This is a genomic window from Hymenobacter properus, from assembly GCF_015694735.1.
Classification (GTDB): Bacteria; Bacteroidota; Bacteroidia; order Cytophagales; family Hymenobacteraceae; genus Hymenobacter; species Hymenobacter properus.
In genome coordinates, this window is sequence record NZ_JADQDP010000001.1 from 584,110 (window position 1) to 603,704 (window position 19,595).

General features: G+C 62.2%; 17 protein-coding genes. 7 read left to right on the forward strand and 10 right to left on the reverse strand.

Features of this window, described 5'->3' with window-relative positions:
* Positions 1–66 precede the first annotated feature (66 nt).
* Positions 67–1,239 (reverse strand): RHS repeat domain-containing protein, encoded by a 1,173-nt coding sequence (locus tag I2I01_RS02575; protein ID WP_196284848.1) that lies wholly within the window; start codon positions 1,237–1,239, stop codon positions 67–69.
* A 58-nt stretch (positions 1,240–1,297) separates the two neighbouring features.
* Between I2I01_RS02575 and I2I01_RS02580 the strand changes: the two genes are divergently transcribed.
* Positions 1,298–1,570: a hypothetical protein gene (locus I2I01_RS02580; RefSeq protein ID WP_196284849.1), complete on the forward strand. Its 273-nt coding sequence runs from the start codon at positions 1,298–1,300 to the stop codon at positions 1,568–1,570.
* A gap of 222 nt (positions 1,571–1,792) precedes the next feature.
* Here the strand turns inward: I2I01_RS02580 and I2I01_RS02585 are convergent, their stop codons facing one another.
* Positions 1,793–2,611: a DUF4097 family beta strand repeat-containing protein gene (locus I2I01_RS02585; RefSeq protein WP_196284850.1), complete on the reverse strand. Its 819-nt coding sequence runs from the start codon at positions 2,609–2,611 to the stop codon at positions 1,793–1,795.
* 205 nt (positions 2,612–2,816) lie between these two features.
* Between I2I01_RS02585 and I2I01_RS02590 the strand changes: the two genes are divergently transcribed.
* Positions 2,817–3,839: an MBL fold metallo-hydrolase gene (locus I2I01_RS02590; protein ID WP_196284851.1), complete on the forward strand. Its 1,023-nt coding sequence runs from the start codon at positions 2,817–2,819 to the stop codon at positions 3,837–3,839.
* A gap of 131 nt (positions 3,840–3,970) precedes the next feature.
* On the opposite strand, the gene I2I01_RS02595 is transcribed toward I2I01_RS02590, so the two are convergent.
* Both I2I01_RS02595 and I2I01_RS02600 read right to left on the reverse strand, forming a co-directional pair.
* A complete protein-coding gene (locus I2I01_RS02595) occupies positions 3,971–4,522 on the reverse strand; it encodes a hypothetical protein (RefSeq protein ID WP_196284852.1) in 552 nt (183 codons plus the stop codon).
* Positions 4,523–4,636: 114 nt separating this feature from the next.
* Positions 4,637–5,650 carry a hypothetical protein gene (locus I2I01_RS02600; RefSeq protein WP_196284853.1) on the reverse strand — a complete coding sequence of 338 codons (1,014 nt, stop codon included), beginning with the start codon at positions 5,648–5,650 and terminating at the stop codon, positions 4,637–4,639.
* 499 nt (positions 5,651–6,149) lie between these two features.
* On the opposite strand from I2I01_RS02600, the gene I2I01_RS02605 reads away from it, so the two are divergent.
* Positions 6,150–6,929, forward strand: coding sequence for a LytR/AlgR family response regulator transcription factor (locus I2I01_RS02605; protein WP_196284854.1), 780 nt, complete (start codon positions 6,150–6,152; stop codon positions 6,927–6,929).
* Here I2I01_RS02605 and I2I01_RS02610 read toward each other — a convergent pair.
* Positions 6,908–9,007, reverse strand: coding sequence for an ATP-binding protein (locus tag I2I01_RS02610; RefSeq protein WP_196284855.1), 2,100 nt, complete (start codon positions 9,005–9,007; stop codon positions 6,908–6,910). The genes I2I01_RS02605 and I2I01_RS02610 overlap by 22 nt on opposite strands.
* Positions 9,008–9,270: 263 nt before the next feature.
* On the opposite strand from I2I01_RS02610, the gene I2I01_RS02615 reads away from it, so the two are divergent.
* The 3 genes from I2I01_RS02615 (at position 9,271) to I2I01_RS02625 (ending at position 11,877) form a co-directional block, all read left to right on the forward strand.
* On the forward strand, positions 9,271–9,762 hold the full coding sequence (locus I2I01_RS02615; RefSeq protein WP_196284856.1) for a hypothetical protein: 492 nt from the start codon (positions 9,271–9,273) through the stop codon (positions 9,760–9,762).
* Positions 9,763–9,895: 133 nt separating this feature from the next.
* Complete coding sequence (locus I2I01_RS02620) at positions 9,896–10,630, forward strand: YebC/PmpR family DNA-binding transcriptional regulator (RefSeq protein WP_196284857.1); 735 nt, start codon at positions 9,896–9,898, stop codon at positions 10,628–10,630.
* A 131-nt stretch (positions 10,631–10,761) separates the two neighbouring features.
* Positions 10,762–11,877, forward strand: coding sequence for an acyltransferase family protein (locus I2I01_RS02625; protein ID WP_196284858.1), 1,116 nt, complete (start codon positions 10,762–10,764; stop codon positions 11,875–11,877).
* A 37-nt stretch (positions 11,878–11,914) separates the two neighbouring features.
* Here the strand turns inward: I2I01_RS02625 and I2I01_RS02630 are convergent, their stop codons facing one another.
* Positions 11,915–13,072, reverse strand: coding sequence for a hypothetical protein (locus tag I2I01_RS02630; protein ID WP_196284859.1), 1,158 nt, complete (start codon positions 13,070–13,072; stop codon positions 11,915–11,917).
* Positions 13,073–13,280: 208 nt separating this feature from the next.
* Between I2I01_RS02630 and I2I01_RS02635 the strand changes: the two genes are divergently transcribed.
* Positions 13,281–14,114: an FkbM family methyltransferase gene (locus I2I01_RS02635; RefSeq protein ID WP_196284860.1), complete on the forward strand. Its 834-nt coding sequence runs from the start codon at positions 13,281–13,283 to the stop codon at positions 14,112–14,114.
* 86 nt (positions 14,115–14,200) lie between these two features.
* Here the strand turns inward: I2I01_RS02635 and ftsZ are convergent, their stop codons facing one another.
* The 4 genes from ftsZ to murC all read right to left on the reverse strand — a co-directional run bounded on the left by ftsZ (position 14,201) and on the right by murC (position 19,559).
* Positions 14,201–15,706 (reverse strand): cell division protein FtsZ, encoded by a 1,506-nt coding sequence (ftsZ, locus tag I2I01_RS02640; protein WP_196284861.1) that lies wholly within the window; start codon positions 15,704–15,706, stop codon positions 14,201–14,203.
* A 120-nt stretch (positions 15,707–15,826) separates the two neighbouring features.
* Entirely contained in the window at positions 15,827–17,248 is a 1,422-nt protein-coding gene (ftsA, locus tag I2I01_RS02645; RefSeq protein WP_196284862.1) for a cell division protein FtsA, read from the reverse strand.
* An 84-nt stretch (positions 17,249–17,332) separates the two neighbouring features.
* On the reverse strand, positions 17,333–18,091 hold the full coding sequence (locus I2I01_RS02650) for a cell division protein FtsQ/DivIB (protein WP_196284863.1): 759 nt from the start codon (positions 18,089–18,091) through the stop codon (positions 17,333–17,335).
* Between the two features lie 70 nt (positions 18,092–18,161).
* On the reverse strand, positions 18,162–19,559 hold the full coding sequence (gene murC, locus I2I01_RS02655; RefSeq protein WP_196284864.1) for a UDP-N-acetylmuramate--L-alanine ligase: 1,398 nt from the start codon (positions 19,557–19,559) through the stop codon (positions 18,162–18,164).
* Positions 19,560–19,595: the final 36 nt, after the last annotated feature.

The window sequence follows — 19,595 nt, forward strand, 5'->3', positions numbered from 1 at the left end:
TAGCTGTTCGCCTCCTATTGGCCAACTGTTTATTTCAACCAAGTCTCGAATCCATCGGAAGCCAACTTAATAAAAAGTGTATTCATACTCATACACCGAGGGCTTGCCATTCAGGCTAGCGCTGTCTGTTTTGCGCAGCAGCAGGCCTTTGGCATCGTATTCATAGCTGATGACCGAAGGCCTGTACAGCTGCCGAGCCGTGGCGTCGGCAGTGCCGGTACGCAGCTGATAGTTGCGTTCCTCGCGCGTCAGCTGCCCCGCCGCGTTGCGCACGTAGCGCGTGACGTAGCCCGACAAGCGCGTTTCGCTGCGCATAGTCATCGACCAACTGCCATCCTTAGCACTCGATTTCGACGGCAGCCTGGGCCCTTCGGTGGTATCAGCCATATAGGCGGCGCGCACAAGCAGGCCTTGCGCATCATACTCGTAGCGGTTGCCCGGCACGAAGCGGGCCCGCCGGTGGCGGGCCTGCCGCAGCAGCTCGGGCGTGGGCGTTACGCCCGCAGACAGCGCCGGCCGGAAGTCCAGCTTTCCGGTCTCTACTAACAGCCTCGTCCGCTTCACGGCGTAGTTCGCCAAAAATTCGGTGGGCTGGTCGGCCGCATCGTAAGTCACAGTTATCGTGGCGGTAGTATCGCGGCCCAGCGGGTAGCTGCGCACCTGCAGCCGCTGCCGGGCCGACGCGCCGGCCATGCCGGGCAGGGGCTGGAACAGCGCGTCCAGCGTCACGGTATCGCCGCGCTGCGTCTGGTGCGTTTGCTGCCAGAGCACGGGGTCGGGTTGCCCCACCAGCGCGTAGGTCGTATACAATTGCTTAGCGGGCTCGAACACGGTTTGCGAGCCCCGCGGGTCGTCGGGCATGGGCAGCACGTCCAGGGCCACCAGCCGATTCTGCTTGTCGAAGCGCTGCCGTCGGTGTTGGCCGAAATACGGCTTGGCAATCAGGGTTTGGTTGCCCCGCCGGTCCAGCTCGAAGTAATCCGTTGTATCGCGGCGGCCAGACTGCCGCATCACCACCGTTTTCACGTGTTGCCGGGCGTAATGCAGCCGGGCCAGTGAGTCATCGGCCGACAGGTGCTGGGGTAGTACGTTCAGCGAGAACACCAGCGGCAACTGCAACGGCATGCTCGTGGTTACCGTTGCGGTTTGGGCCGGCTGCCCCACCTGGCCATGGCCCGAGAAAGGCAGTAGTACTGCTATGGCCAGCCCTGCACCGGCGCCAATTGCATTTCGTAACATCGGGTAGATTATGTTGCCCGCAATTACGTACTATTCCGGCTAATCCAGCCAACTCGCCATGAATACCGACTATAAACCCATCGACTGCAACTACTACGACCACCTCGAAGCCGCCGCCACCCAGCGCCGCCGCGTCGACTTGCAGTATTTCAACGACCTGCGCCAGCTCTGCCTGGGTTCGGGCGTGATTGAAACCTTGTTCATCCGCGACAAGGTGGAGTACATGCGCCTGAAATCGGGCGAGGAAATCCGTCTCGACCACCTCATTCGGCTCGACGATAAGCCCGCGCCCGGCTACGCCGACTACCCCGATTTCAGCTGCGGCTGCTGAGGCATACAGTCACGGCATAAAGCGCATGCCAAATGCAACCGAGGCATCCCGTGTGCGCCGTCTATCATCCTGAGCGCAGCGAAGGACCTGCTCACGTCAGAACAACTTATTCTGACGTGAGCAGGTCCTTCGCTCAGGATGACAGGAGATAGGGGTTTAATACCCCACGCGAGATGCCTAGGCTGCGCTCGGCATGACGTTATACTAAACTAATTATAGCGCCTAATTGCGCGTGACCTGCTCCACCGTCACGCCCCCGTTGGTGGTTACGGCGCGCACGGGGGCGCCGCCTTTGCCCAGCGTGGTGGCCAGTTCGCGCCGCAGGAAGCCCGATTTGGTGACCGCCATGTTGGCCCGGATGCTGCCCACGTTGGTGCTGGTGAACAGCTGCGCCGAATAATCCGACGGCACGGTCCAGTGAATGCCGCCGTTGGTGGTTTCCACGTCGAGGCCTTTGCCGTCCCATTTGCTGCCGCTAAGCTTGATATTTAGCCCGCCGTTCACGGTTTGGCCCGTCACCTGGCCACCCAGACTCTGGAGCGTCACGCCGCCGTTGGTGGCGTGAAATTTCACCTCGCCCAGCAAGTGGTCGAGGTTGATGCCGCCGTTAGTGGTGTTGAGGGCCAGGGCCGTTTGGCGGGGCACAAATACCTCGTAGCTCACGGCGTAATGCTCATTTTGTTCCGTCGAGGTGGCCTGCACCTGGTTGTTGGCGGTGGCAATGCTCACGCTTTTCACGCGGGCCTGCGCTTCGGCTTCGGTGCTGGCCCAGCTCGTTACTTTGGCCCGGATGCGTACGTTGGGACCGTCCCAGCCGTGCACCGTGATGCCGCCGTTGGCCCCGCCCTCAATACGCAGGGGCTGGCCAGCGGGCGCGGCCATGGTCAGGTCCCGGGTTTCGCAAAACTGCTTGTTTTCGCCATCGTTGCGCCAGCCGCGGCCTTCCTGGCAGGTGCTGGTAAACTGGGGCTCGGCAGTGGTTTGGGCCGTGGCGGCCAGGGCCAGGCAGTGGAGAGCGAGTGCAGAAAAAAGGGTTTTCATGGAGAAGGATTTAGGTGAGCTGTGGATGTGTTTTTTAATTAAGGTGCCACCTCGGCGGCGGTTGGTGCAGGGAGTACCTGGGTCGGGCCGATTCGTTACAGCCGCTCCAACATTTTTTTCCGGTTGAGCTTAGCACCTCCTTTTCGCCGGTTTTCCCGTATGCAGAAGCACATCTTTCCATTCACCCTCCTACCCCGCCCACCTTATGGATACCGTAGCTGCTGGCGTCACCCAGCTCCGCATTCAGCGCTTTGTCAACGTGTACTTCGTCGAAACCGGCACCCCCGGCGAGTGGGTGCTGATTGACACGGGCTTGCCCGGCAGCGCCAAAACCATCATTGCCGCCGCCGACAAGCTCTTCTACCCCGGCACCCACCCCGAAGCCATCATTCTCACCCACGGCCACCTCGACCACCTAGGCTCGGCCAAGGAGCTGGCCGACCACTGGAACGTGCCCGTGGTGGTACACCCGCTGGAGCTGCCCTACGTGACCGGCCAAGCCTTGTACCCACCACGCGACCCCACCGTGGGCGGCTCGCTGGCTTTTATGAGCCGCTTCTTCCCCACCCAGCTGCCCAACCTCGAAGACCGGGTGCAGGCGCTCGATGCCGACGACCCCAGCACGCCTTTCCTCATGAATTGGCGCTGGCTGCACGTACCGGGCCACGCGCCCGGCCAGCTGGCCTTCTTCCGCGACGCCGACCGGGTGCTGATTGGTGCTGACGCCTTCGCCACCTGCCACCACGACTCGGTGCCGGCCGTGCTGCTGGGGCTGCCCAAAATCAGCCGCGCCGGCACGCCGTTCAACTACGACTGGCAGGCCGCGCGCCAATCGGTGCAAGCCTTGGCCGACCTGGAGCCTAAGGCCATTGGCTGCGGCCACGGCCCGGTCATCACCGGTCCCGAGGCGGCAGCTGGCCTGCGCGCCCTGGCCGATAATTACCCCGTGCCCAGCCACGGCCGCTACGTGCACGAGCCCGCCCGCACCGACGCCAGCGGGGTGGAGCACCTCCCGCCCGCACCCAAAGACACCCTGCCCCTCAAGGCCGCCGTCATTGGCGGCAGCCTGCTGGTGGCGGGCGCAGCGTGGCTGCTTACTGGCGGACGGCGTAAAAACCGCAAAGCCGCCAAAACCTACCGCAAAGCTTACAATGCTTCGCTGAAAAAGCCCAGAGGCTACCAATCGCCTACCCCGCCGCCGCTGTACCGGGGAGGAGTTGGTGACTAATTGACGTAGAAGTCGCAAAGCGCCAATGCGTTTGTAACCAATAGTAGCGAATCACTAAAGACGCAAAGGGGCGGCACTTCATGCAGAAGTGCCGCCCCTTTGCGTCTTTGGTATACACCCTTTGCTTGGGTTTAGTCGCCCATTTTCACGGTGCCGTCGTCGTTGAAGGTGCGCTTCACCGTTTCCGAACCCTTCACCACCAGCCCAAAAACTTCCCGACCGCCATCGGCTTCCTGGTTCAAAATCATTGAGAGGGCCAGGGCGGGCTCGTTGTAATTGAACGTGCCACCGTAGGTCACCGGCTTGCCCTTGGAGTCAGAGTAGGTGAACTCGATGTTGTTGCCCTTGATGGTGTAACTACCCGCTTCGTCGAAATGGTTGGTGCCATAGGGGCCCGGAAACGTCAGCTTCTTCTCGTAGCGCCCGGCCGACCCCAGCGTGAGGGTGCCTCCCACACCGCGCGTGTTGGTGGGCTTGCTGCTGTATTTGGGTTCGTAAATCAGGTACACCGTGTAGGTGTAGGTGCCGAAAAACTTGGCCGGCAAGCTGCCAGAAACGGACCGGGTTGCGGGCGCGGCCGAGCGGGTGGCCACGGGTGGGGCCAACTTCTTTGTGGTTTTCGATTGGCCAAAAGCCGGGCCTGCTAGTGCAGCAAGCAGGAGTGCGTAGTAAGGTGTTTTCATAAAAGGGAAAAAGGGTGAGAACGCCCAAAAGGGCTGTCAAAATAGCGCGGGCAACTCCAGCGGGCAAACCAGCGGCCCCGGAAACAGCTAGGCGCGCCGTAGCTGGCTTCTTGGTCAGAGCCGCTTGTAGGCCACATTATCGAAGTAAAACCGCGTTACCTGGCCGGTTTTGTCGTTTCGTTCCACCGGAAAGGCCACGCCGCGGGTAGTGCGGCCCTGCGCGTCGGTCAGCGTTAGCAGCCAGCCGCTCAGGCTCCAGCGGCCGCTGTTGCTGCTGGTGCTACCGGCACTGTAAGTCTTAGCCCCCGCCTCGTTGCGCCCCCCGAAGCTTGACGCACCACCACCGCTGTAAGTGCCGTCGGGCCGGAATGTGAGGCTGCTCACCGCCGAAGCACTACCGCTGCTGGTGCTGATGGAGTTGCCCCCCTCGAAGGAACCCGCGAGCTGGCTGGGGCTTTGAAATGGCTTTCCGGCCAGGAAAATACCCATGTCCCAACTGAATGTGGTGGCTTGGGGCTCTACTTCGCTGCTGGAGGTTTGGCCGCTGGCCCAGCGCACGCTGAGCTTGTTGCCCACCACGCTGTAGCTGCCGCGCGAACTGGCCGGAAGAGCCGCTAGTTCCGCCGCCGAAAAGCCCTTGGGGTCGACGTACACTTGGCCGTTGGGGGCAAAATAGTAAGTTGATTTTTCCAAGGAGCGGGTGGCTATCCAGTAGCGCGTCATGAAAAACAGGCCCACCGGCCGGCCGCCGTTCACGGCCCCCGCCACGGGCTGCACCGGCGCAGGGCCAGCCGCCGCAGGGCGGGGTGCGGCCATGGCCGCCGTCCGAGCGGCCGGCGCGGGACTGGCGGCTGTCGGCCGCGGGGCAGCCGCGGCCCCGGCCAGGGCGTTTTTCTTGGCCAGGGCCTTAATCATGCCGTCTGAATCGTCGACGCTCATGTAGGCCTGGTACGCCTGCTGATAGGCCGCGGCTGCGGCGGCCTTGTTGCCGGCCGCTTCCAGCTGCTGCGCTTTTTTGTAGACTTCGGCGCCGGGAGGGCCACTGTAAGCGGGTTGGGCAAAAGCCGCAGCCGACACCAGCAGCAACGCTGGCAACACGGCTGAACAAAGGAAAACGCGAGTGGACATGCTGTTCATTGATTAAATGTTGTCATACAAGAACCCTGGGAAAGGCCATCAGGTCTTCCCAGCCCTTTCCATCATACGGCCCCGCCAGCGGCCAGCTAAACATGCCAGCCGGTGCAGCAGCGCGAGCCAGACCGAAGCAGGAGCTGCGTCGGTGCCTCGCCGGCATGAGGCGGCCACCCACGGCAGGCGGTGCCACTTGAGCAGAAAATTTCCTTTCGTGCGTTCGGAGGATTTCATAAGCTTGGAAAGCAGCCCGTGAAATTGCCGGAAACAGCGGCGTGGGTTCGCCCGAAAACTACTGCCGCCAACCGGCAGCTTCTAAGTGCAGTCTAGCAAAGCTTTTATAAAGTCGACGGACGGAGTTTTGCATCGGCGAATAACAAAGCCTGGCGGGGCTATACCTTGCACTGCTCCTCAGTCCCCGTAATAATGCCTTGCAGCCCGCAGCAACGTTTCTGGGTACAGAGAACCGGCACGCTGCTTCTTATTTTGCCTGCCTATGCCTTCCGCTGCCCCTCCCCCTTTCAGTTGCCTGGTGCTCGACGATGACCCGCTGGTGGGCGACCTCGTGAGCAGCTACGTGGCCCGTGTGCCGTCGCTGACGCTATGCGGCTGCCACGAAAACGCCCTGGCCGCTTTTGAGCACCTGAACCGCGAGCCCGTCGACATCCTCATCAGCGACATCGAGCTACCCGAGCTCAACGGGCTGGAATTGGTGCGGGCCCTGCGCCAGCCGCCGTTGGTCATCTTCATGACTTCCCACCCCGAGTACGCCCTGCCCACTTACGACCTCGATGCCGTAGATTTCCTGGTGAAGCCCCTGCGCTTCGACCGCTTTCTCCGGGCCATCGACAAGGCCCTGCTACTGCTCCGGGCCCGGGCTGCCGACGCCGCACAACCCGCCACCAGCAGCCCTGAACCCACGGACGAGGATGACACTTTCTTCATCCGCACCGAATTCCAGTTTCTGAAGCTGCACTACGCCGAGGTGGCCTACGTGGAAGCCATGCGCGACTTCGTGAAGGTGCACCTACTCGACGGCACGGTACACATCACCCTGGTCAACCTCAAGCACATGGAAGAGCAACTGCCCCCCGCCCTGTTTGTGCGCACGCACCGCTCGTTTCTTGTAAATGCCCGGCACATTGAGGCCGTCACCAACCAGGAGGTGCGCGTGCGCGGCGCAGAGGTGCCGCTGGGCAGCACCTTCCGCGACGCCGTGCTGCAACAAGTGGTGCAGCAGCGGCTGCTCAGCCGTCATCCCTCCAAGCGGGCGTAGGCGGCGGGCTGCTCGGCCGCGGGCAGGTGCAGCGTGAAAGTGGTGCCCTGGCCGGGGCCGGCGCTGGCCACCCACAGCTGGCCGCCGGTGCGGGTAGCCATGTCGCGGCTCAGCAGCAGGCCCAGGCCGGTGCTGCGGGCCTGCCCGGCCTCGCCGGTGCGGCGCTCCAGGGCCTCGGGCCGCAGGGGCTGGAGGGTGGTGGGTGCTGGCAGGCCCCGGCCGGTATCGGCCACGGCCAGTTGCCAAAGGCCGTTTTCGTGGGTAGCCGAAACGCTCACCGTGCCACCTGCCGGCGTAAATTTGATAGCGTTGGACAGCAGGTTGCGCAGCACCAGCCGCACGGCAGCAGGGTCGGCCCAGGCGTGCACCTCCCCCATCAGGCGATTTGTGAGCGTGACATCGGCCGCCTCCGCCGCGGGCGAGAGCAGGCCGATGTTTTCTTCCACCAGGCTGGCCAGGTTCAAGTTTTCGGGCCGGATGGGGGCACTGGCCCGCATTTGCAGCGCGGCCCAATTCAGCAGGTTTTCGAGCAGGGCCAGGGTGTTGTCGAGAGTGCGCGTGAGGCGCTGGGTGTACTGGCTGAGCTTAGCGGGCGGCAGCGGGGGGCCGTCCAGCAGCTCCACGAAGGCGTGCAGCGAATGCAACGGCCCCCGCAAATCGTGCCCGATGATGGAAAATAGCCGGTCCTTCGTCGCATTCAGCTCCGTCAGCTCGGCCCGTTGCAATTCAATCTGCCGGTTTTTGTGGCCCAGCAGGCGGTTCAGGCGCCACAACGCCAACCCGGCAGCGGCCACCACGGCCAAACCCAGCCCCAGCCCCCAGAGCTGGCGCTGCTGGGCTTGCAGGCGCTGCTGCTGGGCCTCGCCGGTGCGGGCCAGGGCCTGCGCCCGGGCCCGCTCCTGGCTAAGCTGGAAGTCGCCCTGCAGGCGCCCCATCTCCTCAGCTTTTGATTGTGTGAACAGGGTATCGTGGGCGGCGTGGGCCAGCTCGGCATACGTGAGGGCCTGCCGATAGTCGCCGCGCTGCTTCAGCAGACTGGCCAGCAGTTGCCCGGCCGTTTCCATCACGCTCCAGTCCTGAATGGGCGCGGCCAGCGCCAGCGCCCGCCGGGCCTGGGCTTCGGCCTCGGCCGCGTGGCCCAGCTTTTGGTGCAGCTGCCCTAGCGCTACTAATGTGGCCGCCAGTGTGCCATTATCGCCCGAATTTTCCAGCAGCGCGCGGGCTCGCTCCAACGTGGCTTGCGCGGCGGGGAGCCGCTTTTGCTCGGTTTGCAGCTGGGCGTAGTCGCTCAGCACCACGCCCAGCTGCGCCCGCTCGCCGGCCTGCTCCGACACCTTAATGGCTTCTTTATAAAACGTTTCGGCTGGCGCCAGCTCGCCCAATTGCTGGTGCGCGGCCGCCAGGTTGGTCAGGCAGTCGGCCAGCGCGCCCAGGTCGGGGCCGCGGCGCACCAGCGGCAGGGCTTGCCGGAAGTACTGCTGGGCCTCCCGGTACTGGTTGTGGCGAAAATACACGGCCCCCAGGTTGGTGAGGCAGTTGGCCTGCAAGGCGCTGTCCTGCAATTGCTGGGTGAGGCGCAGGGCCGGCAGCAGCATGGCCAGCGCCCGCGGAAAGTCGCCCCGGCTGCTGTAAATGATGCCCAGGCCGTTGCGGGTTCGGGCTTCGTCGCGCAGCGCGCCCTGCGCGTGGTAGAGGCGCAGGGCTTCCTCGCAGGCGCGCAGGGCGCCGGGGTAGTCGTCCTGCTCGTTGGCCACCTGCCCCAGGGTAAGCAGCACATCGGCCAGGTGCGGCTGGCCGGGTGTGCGCCGGGCCAGGGCCACGCCCTGCGCGAGGTAGGCGCGGGCCTCGGCGAAGCTGCCGTGCACCAGTTGGGCCTTGCCCAGCACGCGCAAGCTTTCAATTTCGCCGGGCGCAAAATGCAGGCGGTGCGCCAGGCCCTGGGCCTGTTGCAACAGGGGCTGCGCGGCCTCGTGCTGGCCGGCCCGCAGCAGGTTCTGGGCCTGGTGCAGCAGCGCCCGCACCTGCGCCGTATCGGGCGGGGACGGAGCTGCCAGCGCGGGGCCTGCCGCTATGAGCACAAGCCAGACGACGCCACTGGTGAAGCGTTGGACGCAGGCAACAAAGTGCTGGACCGTCGCGGGTAATCTTTCGCTAATGAAGTTCGTTTCCATTTCGCGGCAGCTGGTTTGAAAATTGCTCTTATTTATTCAAGTAAATAAACATTGCCGGCTCTGTTTTTGCCAAACCCGCGGCGGGCCCAGGAGCCGGCCGCGGGTTTACCTTCGCAACACAAGCCCTTGGCAAATGCGAAAATGCCGGCGGCCCTGTTTCTACTATTTCTATGCGCATTTTTCTGCTTGTCCCGCTGCTTGCTGGCCTGTTTTGTGTGAGCCCATCAAAGGCCCAAACCACCGACCCGGTACCGCCAACTTTCTATAGCACCTACACCTATACCGCCTATACCGTGTACGACACCACCAGCGCGGGCCCGCCCACGCGGGTGAGCGGCGTGGGCGGTACCCTCACCCTGCGCGCCGACGGCGGCTACGAAAAGCACCTGAGCATCGTGGCCTCGGGCAAGCCCTATTATTTCAACCAAACCGGCACCTATATCCTGACGGGCGACAGCATCCGGTTTGCGTTCAGCGACTTGAAAGGCAGCGACGTGCAGCGCGGCACCTTTCGTTTCCAGCCCGACACGCGGCGCCTCAGCATCACCATTTTTGGCTACCCTGTGGGCAATCGGGGCGAGTACGAGCTGGTGGCTACGCCCCCCAAAGCCCCCGGCAAGTCGCCCAAGGCCCGCGCAAAATCAGCGACCAAGCGCAAATAAGCCGGGTTGCGCGCCGTATTTGGCTGCCCTCGTTTGTTCTGGCTAACTTGCGGCCCGTTTCCGCTTTTCCGCCTGCGCGGTAGCCGGCACGGCATCGTAAATAGCTCCTTGTTACTTAGTTAATTGACCCCCTATGGGACGCGCGTTTGAATTTCGCAAAGGCCGCAAAATGAAGCGGTGGGACCGAATGTCGAAAGACTTCACCCGCATTGGCAAAGAAATCGTGATGGCCGTGAAGGAATCCGGCCCCAACCCCGACACCAACGCCCGCCTGCGCACGGCCATGCAAAACGCCAAGGGCGTGAACATGCCTAAGGACCGGGTGGAAGCCGCCATCAAGCGCGCCACCGGCAAGGACGAGAAAGACTACCAGGAAGTAGTGTACGAAGGCTACGGCCCCCACGGCGTGGCCATCGTGGTGGAAACCGCCACCGACAACCCCACCCGCACCGTGAGCAACGTGCGCATGTACTTCAACCGCGGCAACGGCGCCCTGGGCACCGCCGGCTCGTCGGACTATACCTTCACCCGCAAGGGCGTATTTAAGCTCGACGCCGCCGGTCTCGACCGCGACGAGCTGGAGCTGGAGCTGATTGACTTCGGAGCCGAAGACGTGTACGAAACCACCGAGGAAGACGAGCACGGCGCCGAGCACCAGTACATTGTCGTAGAGTCGGCCTTCACCGATTTCGGCCAGCTGCAAAAAGCCCTCGACGGCAAGGGCCTCAACGTGGTGAGCGCCACCTTGCAGCGCGTGCCCAATACCACCGTAAGCCTCACCGACGAGCAGGCCGAAGAAGTCGAAAAGCTCATCGAAAAGTTTGAGGAAGACGACGACGTGCAGGCCGTGTACCACACCATGGGCTAAGGCCTTTTGGTAAATAAAGTCTTTTAGAAGAACGTCATGCTGAGCGAAGTCGAAGCATCTCGCGTGCAGCAGTAACTAATTGCGTTGCGCACGCGAGATGCTTCGACTTCGCTCAGCATGACGTTTTTGTTTTGATTCCTTCCAGCACTGCGCTCCCGGCTTCGCCCCTGCTCTACCGCCCCACGCTCAACGGCCTGCGCGCCATTGCGGTGTGGCTGGTCATCCTCGGGCACTGGACGCACCTGCCGTTTCCGGTGGGCGAAATGGGGCGCATCACCTTTTTCGTGCTCAGCGGCTACCTGATTTCGGGCATCGTCTGGAAGCAGCAGGTGCACCCCGGGGCGCCCGCGGGCTGGGGCCGGCGCCTGCGCACGTTCTATGCGCGGCGGGTGCTGCGCATCCTGCCGCCCTACTACCTGGCGCTGGCCCTGGGCGCCGCGCTGCCACTGGCCACGCTGCACCAGTACCCGGGCTGGTTTGTACTGCCGTTTTCCAACCTGCTATTTTACCGCCTGCAGCACTGGGGCGAGGGCGTGGGCCACTACTGGACCATGGCCGTCGATGAGCAGTTTTACCTGGTGTGGCCCCTGCTGCTGGGCTTGCTGGGACGCCGGGTAGCCCCCTTTCTGGCGTTAGCAGCGGCGGGTCTGCTGTTTCGGGCGGTTTGGACTGCTTGGTTTACGTCGGGCTTCGTGCTGGTGCTGCTGCCCGCCTGCCTCGACATGTTTGCCACTGGCGCCGTGCTGCGCATCGTGGAGCACCGGCCGAGGGTGCAGGCCCTTGCGCGCGGCCCCTGGGTGGTGCTAGCATGGGCCATTTGGGTAAGCCTGTGGGGCCTCACGCACCTGATAGGCTCGGAAAATCAGGAACTGTGGCTGCTGACGTACACTAGCCTGGGCAGTGTAGCCGGGTTCCTCACGCTGGCCTGGGTACTGCGCACCCCAGATGCCGACTACCAGCCGCGCAATGGCTTCCTGCTGCACCCGGTGTTGCAATGGGTGGGCCGCCGCAGCTACGGCTGCTACCTCTACCACCTGCTGCTGCCCGTGTTCTTCCAACGCGCCATTTTTCGACTATTTCCGGCCACCATGGCAAGTGGGCCGGCCTTACGCGAGTTCTGGCTGGCCCCCATACCAACGGTGCTGGTGCTGACGCCCCTGCTGCTGGCCATGGCGGCAGCTTCCTGGGCCTGGTTGGAAGCCCCCCTGGAACGCTGGAAAGACAAATTCACTTACGCCAAAGCCTGATAGGCAAGCGGGTTTGCCCTTTTTGCTGTGGCTACTTTTATTTCACAAGCCGGCCCTGCCCCGTAGCATCCGGCCACGGCATGGCCGGCCGGGCCCGCAACTGCAGCGCATTGTGCCCGGCCCGCACCGCCGAATAGGCCAACCATACGGCAAGCACACTCCTTCCCAGCCAGCGAAACGACTTTTCGTACCGACTCGGAAGTTCCGCAGCATTTGGCCAGCGCGCCAGCACCAGCAGCACCACTGGCCCCACCAGCGCCGCGCAATAACGCTCGGCATTGTGGGGCCCCGTGGCCGCGCGCAAGGCCCCCGTGGCCAGCAGCAGGGCTGCGATGTTCACCAGTACCGCCCACCACAACATTCGCAGTTCCGCCCGAGCCCTTGCTCCACCCGTTTCGGCGGGCAAAGGGGCGCCAACCTGCTTTTCTGCTTTTTTATAAGGAAACAGGCAAGCCAGTAGCACCGGCAGCGCTACCGCCCACAGGCCCGGCAGCGCGTCTCGCCACGAAGCTCCCAGTGGCAGCAGCCACCGCACCAGCACAAAGCCGTAGTCGGCCACCGAACCCAGGGCATCCCAGGGCCGCGTGGCTTGGTAAAGCTTGGGCCCCGCCAACACCTCGGCGTAATAATTCCAGGCCAGGCCACCTATCACGCAGCCCACCGCGTGCAATAGCAGCGGCCGCCACTTTCCCTGCCATTGCCCCGTGAGCACCAACCCCGCCCAGGCCCCGGCCAGCAAAAACAAACCCGCCGTGCGCTGCAGCGGCAGCAGAAACCCTGCCGCCGTGGCCACCCATAGCCAGCCTAGCTGTTTTTGCCGGGTCCAGTTCAGCAGGGCCCAGAAATAAACCGCCCCCAACGCCCCAAACACCGTTTCCGACCACACGTACTTGGCCGGCACCAGTAGCGCCGCACTCAGCGCCAGCAGCCACGGCAGCCACCCACGGCGCCCAGCCGGCAACAGCCGCTCGCCTATCCGCGTCCAAAGCCCCAGGTAACTAAGCAGCGCGGCCCCGTGCAGCACCCGCACCCCCGCCGGACCGTAAAACCAAGCCAGCAGCAGCGGGTACAAAGGCCCCCAGTAGCGGTAGGGCCGCCCGTCGGGGGCCAGGAGTTGCCCGCTTTCGCGCCAGGTATGGGCCGCCCATTGGTAGTACACCGAATCGGAGGTTCCGCCAAATCCGGTGGCCGTCATGTATAAAAACAACCCCAGCAAAACCAGCAAAGGCAGCAATAACAACCAGCGTCGAAACCCCAAAACCATACAACGCGGAATAGCTCGCTATCAAAAGGCCCGATGCCTTCACAAAGCTAAGGAGCTGGTCTTTCAAATTCACACGAATAAAACCTTCTACATTTGGGCTGCTAATTATTTCCCTCGCCCACCTCCAGTTCCGACCTGTATGTTTAACTACCTCGTTAATTCCTTTAAGCGGAAGATGGCCCGCCGCATCACGCAAAAGCACCCCATGGTGCTCGATACGTTTGCCATTCCCGGCATCGGCAACGGGCAGGTGCAGTTTGCGAACTGGGAAAATCCGCTGGTAGAGAAGAAGGTTTTCACCAAAGAGACGGTCGATTTCTTCAAGAAATTTCTCCATCCCGGTGATTTTGCCATCGATATCGGTGCCAACATTGGCCATACCACCGTGCAAATGGCGTTGGCCACCGGCCCCACCGGCCTCACCCTCGGCTTCGACCCCAACCCCTACGTGTTCGAAATTTTGCAGCGCAACGCCACGCTCAATCCCGGGCTGGTGCGCATCGGGGCCCACAACCTCGCCATCTCCGAGCAAGACGACGAGTTCTACTACAATTCTTCCGAGGCGTCCTTTAACAACGGCGGCATCTCCAAAACCGCCAGCAACAAACACGGCAAGTACTCCCTCAGCACGAAAATCAAAGGCGTCAACCTCGAAGCTTTCCTCGAAAAAGAGTATCCCGACTTCCTCAACAAGCTTACGCTCATCAAAATCGACACCGAAGGCTACGACAAGGAAATCATTCGCTCCATTGCCGGGCTCATCACCAAATACAAGCCCGTTATCATTTCCGAATGTTTCGGCAAGAACTCTGATGAAGAGAAATTCGAGCAATTCAACCTGCTGGAATCCCTTGGCTACTCCCTGTTCTATTTCACCGATTTTGTGGCCACCACCGACATCATTCCCATCACGCGCAAGGAAGACATGCTGAAATACAAGCACTTCGACTTTTACGCCACGCCCAACGCTTAGCCGCAAATTTCAGCGCTAACCAAAAAAGCCCGCCACTAAAATTTCAGTGGCGGGCTTTTTTGGTTAGCGCTAATGAAGCAACTCAATTAGTCCACGTTGTCGTGCAGGAAGCGGTTGTCGCCCAGCAGCTCGTTGTCGTCCGACAGGTTGAAGCGCGAGATATTCTGGGCCGAGCTGGGCTCCACGTTCTCCAGCTTCACCTGGCGGCGCAGGTAAGCGGGCGTGTCGTACTGGCTCACGGCTTCGGGCGGCAGGCCGTTGCTGAGCTCCTGCAGGCGGCGCCGGCGCTCCAGCGCCTGGGCATCCATGGCCGGGCGCGGGCGACCGGCAGCTGCGGCTGGCTCGGGCGCCGGAACGGGCGCGTTGGAAGTCAGCACAGGCTCACCGGGCGCAGTGGCCGGAATACCTGCCAGCGGAGGGGCCGTGTGGGCCGAGGGGCCGTTCAGGTCGAACGTCACGCGCGCCGGCTCTGGGGCACCGAAGCTGGGCACAAACGGTGCCGCGCTGGCAGCCGCCGGAGCGCTGGGAGCTTGGGCTTCCGGGCGCGGAACCTCAGCCACCGGTGCGGCAGCAACCGGCTCGGCAGCGGCAGCACCACCCATGGCGGGCGTGGTGATGGAATGCGCCTCGCGGGCAAAGCCTGTGGCAATTACCGTCACCCGGATGCTCTGGCCCAGCGACTCATCAATGCCGTGGCCGAAAATCATTTCGGCGTCTTGCCCGGCTTTCTCCTGGATGTATTCCGTGATTTCCGTCAGTTCGTCCATTTCCAGCTCGTGCTCGGCGCCCGACATGATGGAGAGCAGAATGCGCTGTGCTCCGTGAATGTCGGTGTTGTTGAGCAGCGGCGAGTTCAGGGCTTCCTCGGCGGCGCGGCGGGCGCGGTTTTCGCCTTCGGTCACGCTGCTGCCCATCACGGCAGCACCGCTGTCCTTCATCACCGTTTTCACGTCTTCAAAGTCAACGTTCACGTCGGCCGTCACCGTAATGATTTCGGCAATGGACTTGGCGGCCGTGGTCAGTACCGTATCAGCTTTGGCAAAAGCGGCGCCCATCGTCAGGTTGCCGTAAATCTGCGGCAGCTTGTCGTTGAGAATCACCAGCACCGTGTCGCAGTGTTCGCTCAGGGCCTTGATGCCCTCTTCGGCCTGCTGGCGCTTCTTCTTGCCTTCAAACATGAACGGCGCCGTCACGATGCCCACCGTGAGAATGCCCAGCTCCTGCGCCACTTGCGCAATCACCGGGGCCGCGCCCGTGCCGGTACCACCGCCCATACCGGCCGTGATGAACAGCATCTTGGTGCCTTGGTTGAGCAAGTCGCGAATCTGCTCCTTGCTCTCAATGGCAGCTTGGCGGCCTCGCTCCGGCTTGGCACCCGCGCCGAGGCCTTCGGTCAGGTCAACGCCAATTTGCAGCTTGTTGGGCACCGTGGAGCTTTGCAGCGCCTGGTGGTCGGTATTGCAGATGATGAACTCCACGTCCTTGATGCCCTGCTTGTGCATGTGCTTCACGGCATTGGAGCCCCCGCCCCCCACACCAATCACCTTGATGATGGATTTATTCTGGGCCGGAATATCGAATTTGTAATTCATAAGAAAAATGTCATGTTGAGCGAAGCGAAACAACTCATCGCGCCCGCGCCGCACTGGGTTAATGACTCTGATAAACGCAGCCGTGAGAAGTTGCTTCGTTCCTCAGCATGACAGGCAGATTTAGTACTGTTTATCGTCGTAGTCGTCAATCAGCAGCCCTTTGGTGCGGCTGATGATGTCGCGGAAAAAGCGGCTGGCAGCACCGGGCTCCTTTTTAACCGGGGCCGGTTCGGGCGCCGAAGCCGGGGCCGGCGCGGCGGGCACCACCGCACGAGGTTCGGCCGGAGCCGGCGCCGGTGCGGGAGCCGCAGCCGGTTGCGGGGCGTAGTAAGCCGGGGCAGCGTGTAGCTGCTCTTCGTAGTCGTAGGGCGTGCGCGAGAGGTTGCGCTCATCGAGCGAATGGTAGCCCGACAGCACCAGGCCCACGGTAGTGGCGTACATCGGCGATTTCACCGCTTCGATGCGGCTCTTGCCGAGGTGCTGGTTGGGGTAGCCAATGCGGGTGTCGAGGCCGGTGATGTACTCGGTGAGCTGCTCCAGGTTCTGCAGCTGCGAGCCGCCGCCGGTGAGCACAATGCCCGCTGACAGCTTGTCGTGCAGGCCCATGCGGTAGATTTCGGCATACACCAGCTCCATGATTTCCGACATGCGGGCCTCAATGATGTACGCCAGGTTTTTCAGCGAAACTTCTTTGGGCGGACGGTTGGGCAGGCCGGGGATGCTCACGATTTCATAGTCGCTGGCTTCCTGGGCAATGGCTTTGCCGAACTTTACCTTCAGCTGCTCGGCCTGGCCGGGGGCCACGTTGCAGCCGGCCTTGATGTCCTGCGTGATGATGTTGCCGCCAAATGGCAGCACCGCCGCGTGGCGGATGATGCCGTCCTTGAACACGGCCAGGTCGGTGGTCCCGCCGCCAATGTCAATCAAAGCCACGCCGGCTTCCTTCTCCTCCTCCGAGAGGATGGACATGGAGCTGGCCAGCGGTTCCAGAATAAGGTCGGCGATTTCGAGGCCGGCCTTGGTCACGCACTTGTTGATGTTGTTGATGGCCGTGCTCTGGGCGGTGATGATGTGGAAGTTGCCTTCCAGGCGCACGCCTTCGTAGCCCACTGGGTCGGCGATGCCTTCCTCGTAGTCCACTTTGTAGTCCTGCGGCATCACGTGGATGATTTGCGAGCCGGGCTGGGTCACCAGCCGGTACATGTCCTGCGTGAGGCGGTTCACGTCGTCGGGCCCGATGGTGTCGTGCGAGTTGCGCGTGATGCTGCCGTTGTGTTGGAGGCTCTTGATGTGCTGGCCGGCAATGCCGACGTTTACCACTCCAATGCTAATTCCGGATTGTTCTTCGGCCTGCCGAATGGCCCGTTTAATGGCGTCTACGGTCTTGTCGATGTTGAGCACGATGCCGCGCGAAACCCCCTCAGACACGGCCTTGCCCATGCCCAGGATTTCGAGTTTGCCGAACTCGTTTTTGCGGCCCACCAGGGCACAAATTTTTGTGGTACCAATGTCGAGCCCGACGACGATTTTATCTTGTTGCATGGGAACAGTGCTGGCGAGCAGTGAAGAAGCGGTGAGTTGGAAACAAGAAAACAGCGGCCTTATGGCCTATGTTTCAGCGAATTACTATTCGCAAATAATTTGATTTTGGTATTCTACGTTTACGCGGTGGTAGGTGTCCCACCCCAAAACTGAGGGAATTTGACGGTAAAATACCATCAGCTTCGCAAATTTTTCAGAAATATTTTCGGGCAGCCCGAATTCTATTCGTTGGTCGCCCACTTGCTGCGTGAACGAAAGCTTGCCACTTGGTTCAATGAATACCTCCGAAACCTGGGCTTTCCAGAATTCATGCTCGTCTACGTAGCGCAAAAACTCCAGATAGCGACGCCCGGTGCTATCCTGGAAAAATCCAGTTGGTAGGTTGGCACCATTGGCCCTCGCCACGGTGGCCACGCGGGCCGTAAACAGGGGCGATAGCGGCAGCGTATGGCCCTCTGCGTCGACGTAGGTATCGAGGCGGGTGTCGGGGTGCGTGAGGCGGGCAATGGGGCGGTTTTGGCGCACGTCGGCATGCAGGTTGCCGCCTAGGTCGCGGTACACCTGGGCCTCGCGCACGAAGGGGTGGGCCTTTAGGCGGGCTTCCAGCTCGCGGAGGCGCGGGCCCTCGGGGCGGCTGCCCAGCACGGGCTCCTTGCCGCCTTTGGTGAGCAGGGCCGTGACGCCGCGCTCGCTGATGAAGTAGTTGTCGAACTCGTTGGCGATGTTAACGCGCACTTCGCTCACGGGCCGGGTGGCTTGGCGCACCACGGCAAATACGCCCAGCCCGCCCAGCACCAGGAGGCAAGCAGCGGCAACAAGTAGGTTTCTAACGGTGCGGTCCAAAGCAGGATGATTTAAAGGGATTGGTAGATTTAAGCCGCTGGCGGGCAAAGCACCTGGCCAGTGGCAACGCTTATTTCCAGCGCTCGGTAAGGATGGATTTTAGTTGCGGCACCAGCGTGTCGATGTCGCCGGCGCCCACTGTGGCCAGAACGTCAAAATCCGCGTCGGATTGCGCGGCAGCCAGCACTTCTTCTTTGGTGCGGATGGCTTTGACGGGAGCGGCGATGTCGGCCAAAAGGATTGCGGAAGTTATACCCGGCAGCGGCTTCTCACGGGCTGGGTAAATATCCAACAAAAATACCTCATCTGCAATACTTAAGCTTTGAGAAAAGCCCTCGGCAAAGTCGCGGGTGCGGGTGAAGAGGTGCGGCTGAAAAATAACGCGCAACCGCTTGCCCGGATATAGGGCCCGCACCGAGCGCAAAAAGGCCTCAATCTCCCGCGGATGATGGGCATAGTCGTCCAGATAGACGTTTTTGGGCGTTGTTACGACAAATTCAAACCGGCGCTTTACCCCCCGATACGCGGCCACAGCGGCGCGTAGCTTCTCGGGCGTCACGCCCTGCAACTGAGCCACGCTAGCGGCGGCCAGCATGTTTTCCACGTTGTGGTAGCCGGGCACGGCCAGTTCCAGGTCGGCCACGGTGCCTTGGGGGCCGTGCAGGTCGAAGTGGAACTGGTGGCCTTCGGCCGTGATGTTGGCGGCAAACAGGTCCGGGCCCTGCTCGGCATTGAGGCCGTAGCGGATGACGCGCGTGCCGGCCGGCGCGGCGGCGGCCACGCTGGGGTCGGCGGTGTGGTTGATGAGCAGGGTGCCGCCAGGCTTAATTTGAGCTACAAACCGGCGGAAAGATTCTACCAGCGCGTCTTTGTCGCCGTAGATGTCGAGGTGGTCGGCATCGGTGCTCGTGACGATGGCCACATCCGGAAACAAAGTCAAGAAGCTGCGGTCGTACTCATCGGCCTCCACCACAATGGGGGCCTCGGGCGTGGCGGGCAACAACAGGTTGCTGCCCAGGTTAACGGCAATGCCGCCGAGAAAGGCGCCCGCGTCGAGGCCAGCGTTGTGCAACAGGTGAGCCACCATGCTGCTGGTGGTGGTCTTGCCGTGGGTGCCGGCCACGGCAATGGTATAGCGACCCTGCGTGAGCACGCCCAACACCTGGCTGCGCTTGCGGATGTCGTAGCCCCGCTCCCGCAGCCACGCCCACTCCACGCTGTCGGCCGGAATGGCGGGCGTGAGAACGACAAGGGTCTGGTCGCGGTTTTCGCGCACGGCGGCTGGAATGTTCTCCACCGCATCGGCATAGTGCACGGCAATGCCTTCGGCGGTCAGGGCGCGCGTCAGCGGCGTTTCAGTTTTGTCGTAGCCACTTACCTGGTGGCCGTTGGCCTGAAACCAGCGCGCCAGTGCCGACATGCCGATGCCGCCGATGCCAAGAAAGAAAACGTAGGGGAACTGGTTCAAATTCTTACGGTGGGGTTTGATTGAACATCACGTCGA

Bases quoted from the DNA above. Each gene is read 5' to 3' on its own strand.
- I2I01_RS02575 (WP_196284848.1), bottom strand. From the start codon at position 1,239: ATGTTACGAAATGCAATTGGCGCCGGTGCAGGGCTGGCCATAGCAGTA.
- I2I01_RS02580 (WP_196284849.1), top strand. From the start codon at position 1,298: ATGAATACCGACTATAAACCCATCGACTGCAACTACTACGACCACCTC.
- I2I01_RS02585 (WP_196284850.1), bottom strand. From the start codon at position 2,611: ATGAAAACCCTTTTTTCTGCACTCGCTCTCCACTGCCTGGCCCTGGCC.
- I2I01_RS02590 (WP_196284851.1), top strand. From the start codon at position 2,817: ATGGATACCGTAGCTGCTGGCGTCACCCAGCTCCGCATTCAGCGCTTT.
- I2I01_RS02595 (WP_196284852.1), bottom strand. From the start codon at position 4,522: ATGAAAACACCTTACTACGCACTCCTGCTTGCTGCACTAGCAGGCCCG.
- I2I01_RS02600 (WP_196284853.1), bottom strand. From the start codon at position 5,650: ATGTCCACTCGCGTTTTCCTTTGTTCAGCCGTGTTGCCAGCGTTGCTG.
- I2I01_RS02605 (WP_196284854.1), top strand. From the start codon at position 6,150: ATGCCTTCCGCTGCCCCTCCCCCTTTCAGTTGCCTGGTGCTCGACGAT.
- I2I01_RS02615 (WP_196284856.1), top strand. From the start codon at position 9,271: ATGCGCATTTTTCTGCTTGTCCCGCTGCTTGCTGGCCTGTTTTGTGTG.
- I2I01_RS02620 (WP_196284857.1), top strand. From the start codon at position 9,896: ATGGGACGCGCGTTTGAATTTCGCAAAGGCCGCAAAATGAAGCGGTGG.
- I2I01_RS02630 (WP_196284859.1), bottom strand. From the start codon at position 13,072: ATGACGGCCACCGGATTTGGCGGAACCTCCGATTCGGTGTACTACCAA.
- I2I01_RS02635 (WP_196284860.1), top strand. From the start codon at position 13,281: ATGTTTAACTACCTCGTTAATTCCTTTAAGCGGAAGATGGCCCGCCGC.
- ftsZ (WP_196284861.1), bottom strand. From the start codon at position 15,706: ATGAATTACAAATTCGATATTCCGGCCCAGAATAAATCCATCATCAAG.
- ftsA (WP_196284862.1), bottom strand. From the start codon at position 17,248: ATGCAACAAGATAAAATCGTCGTCGGGCTCGACATTGGTACCACAAAA.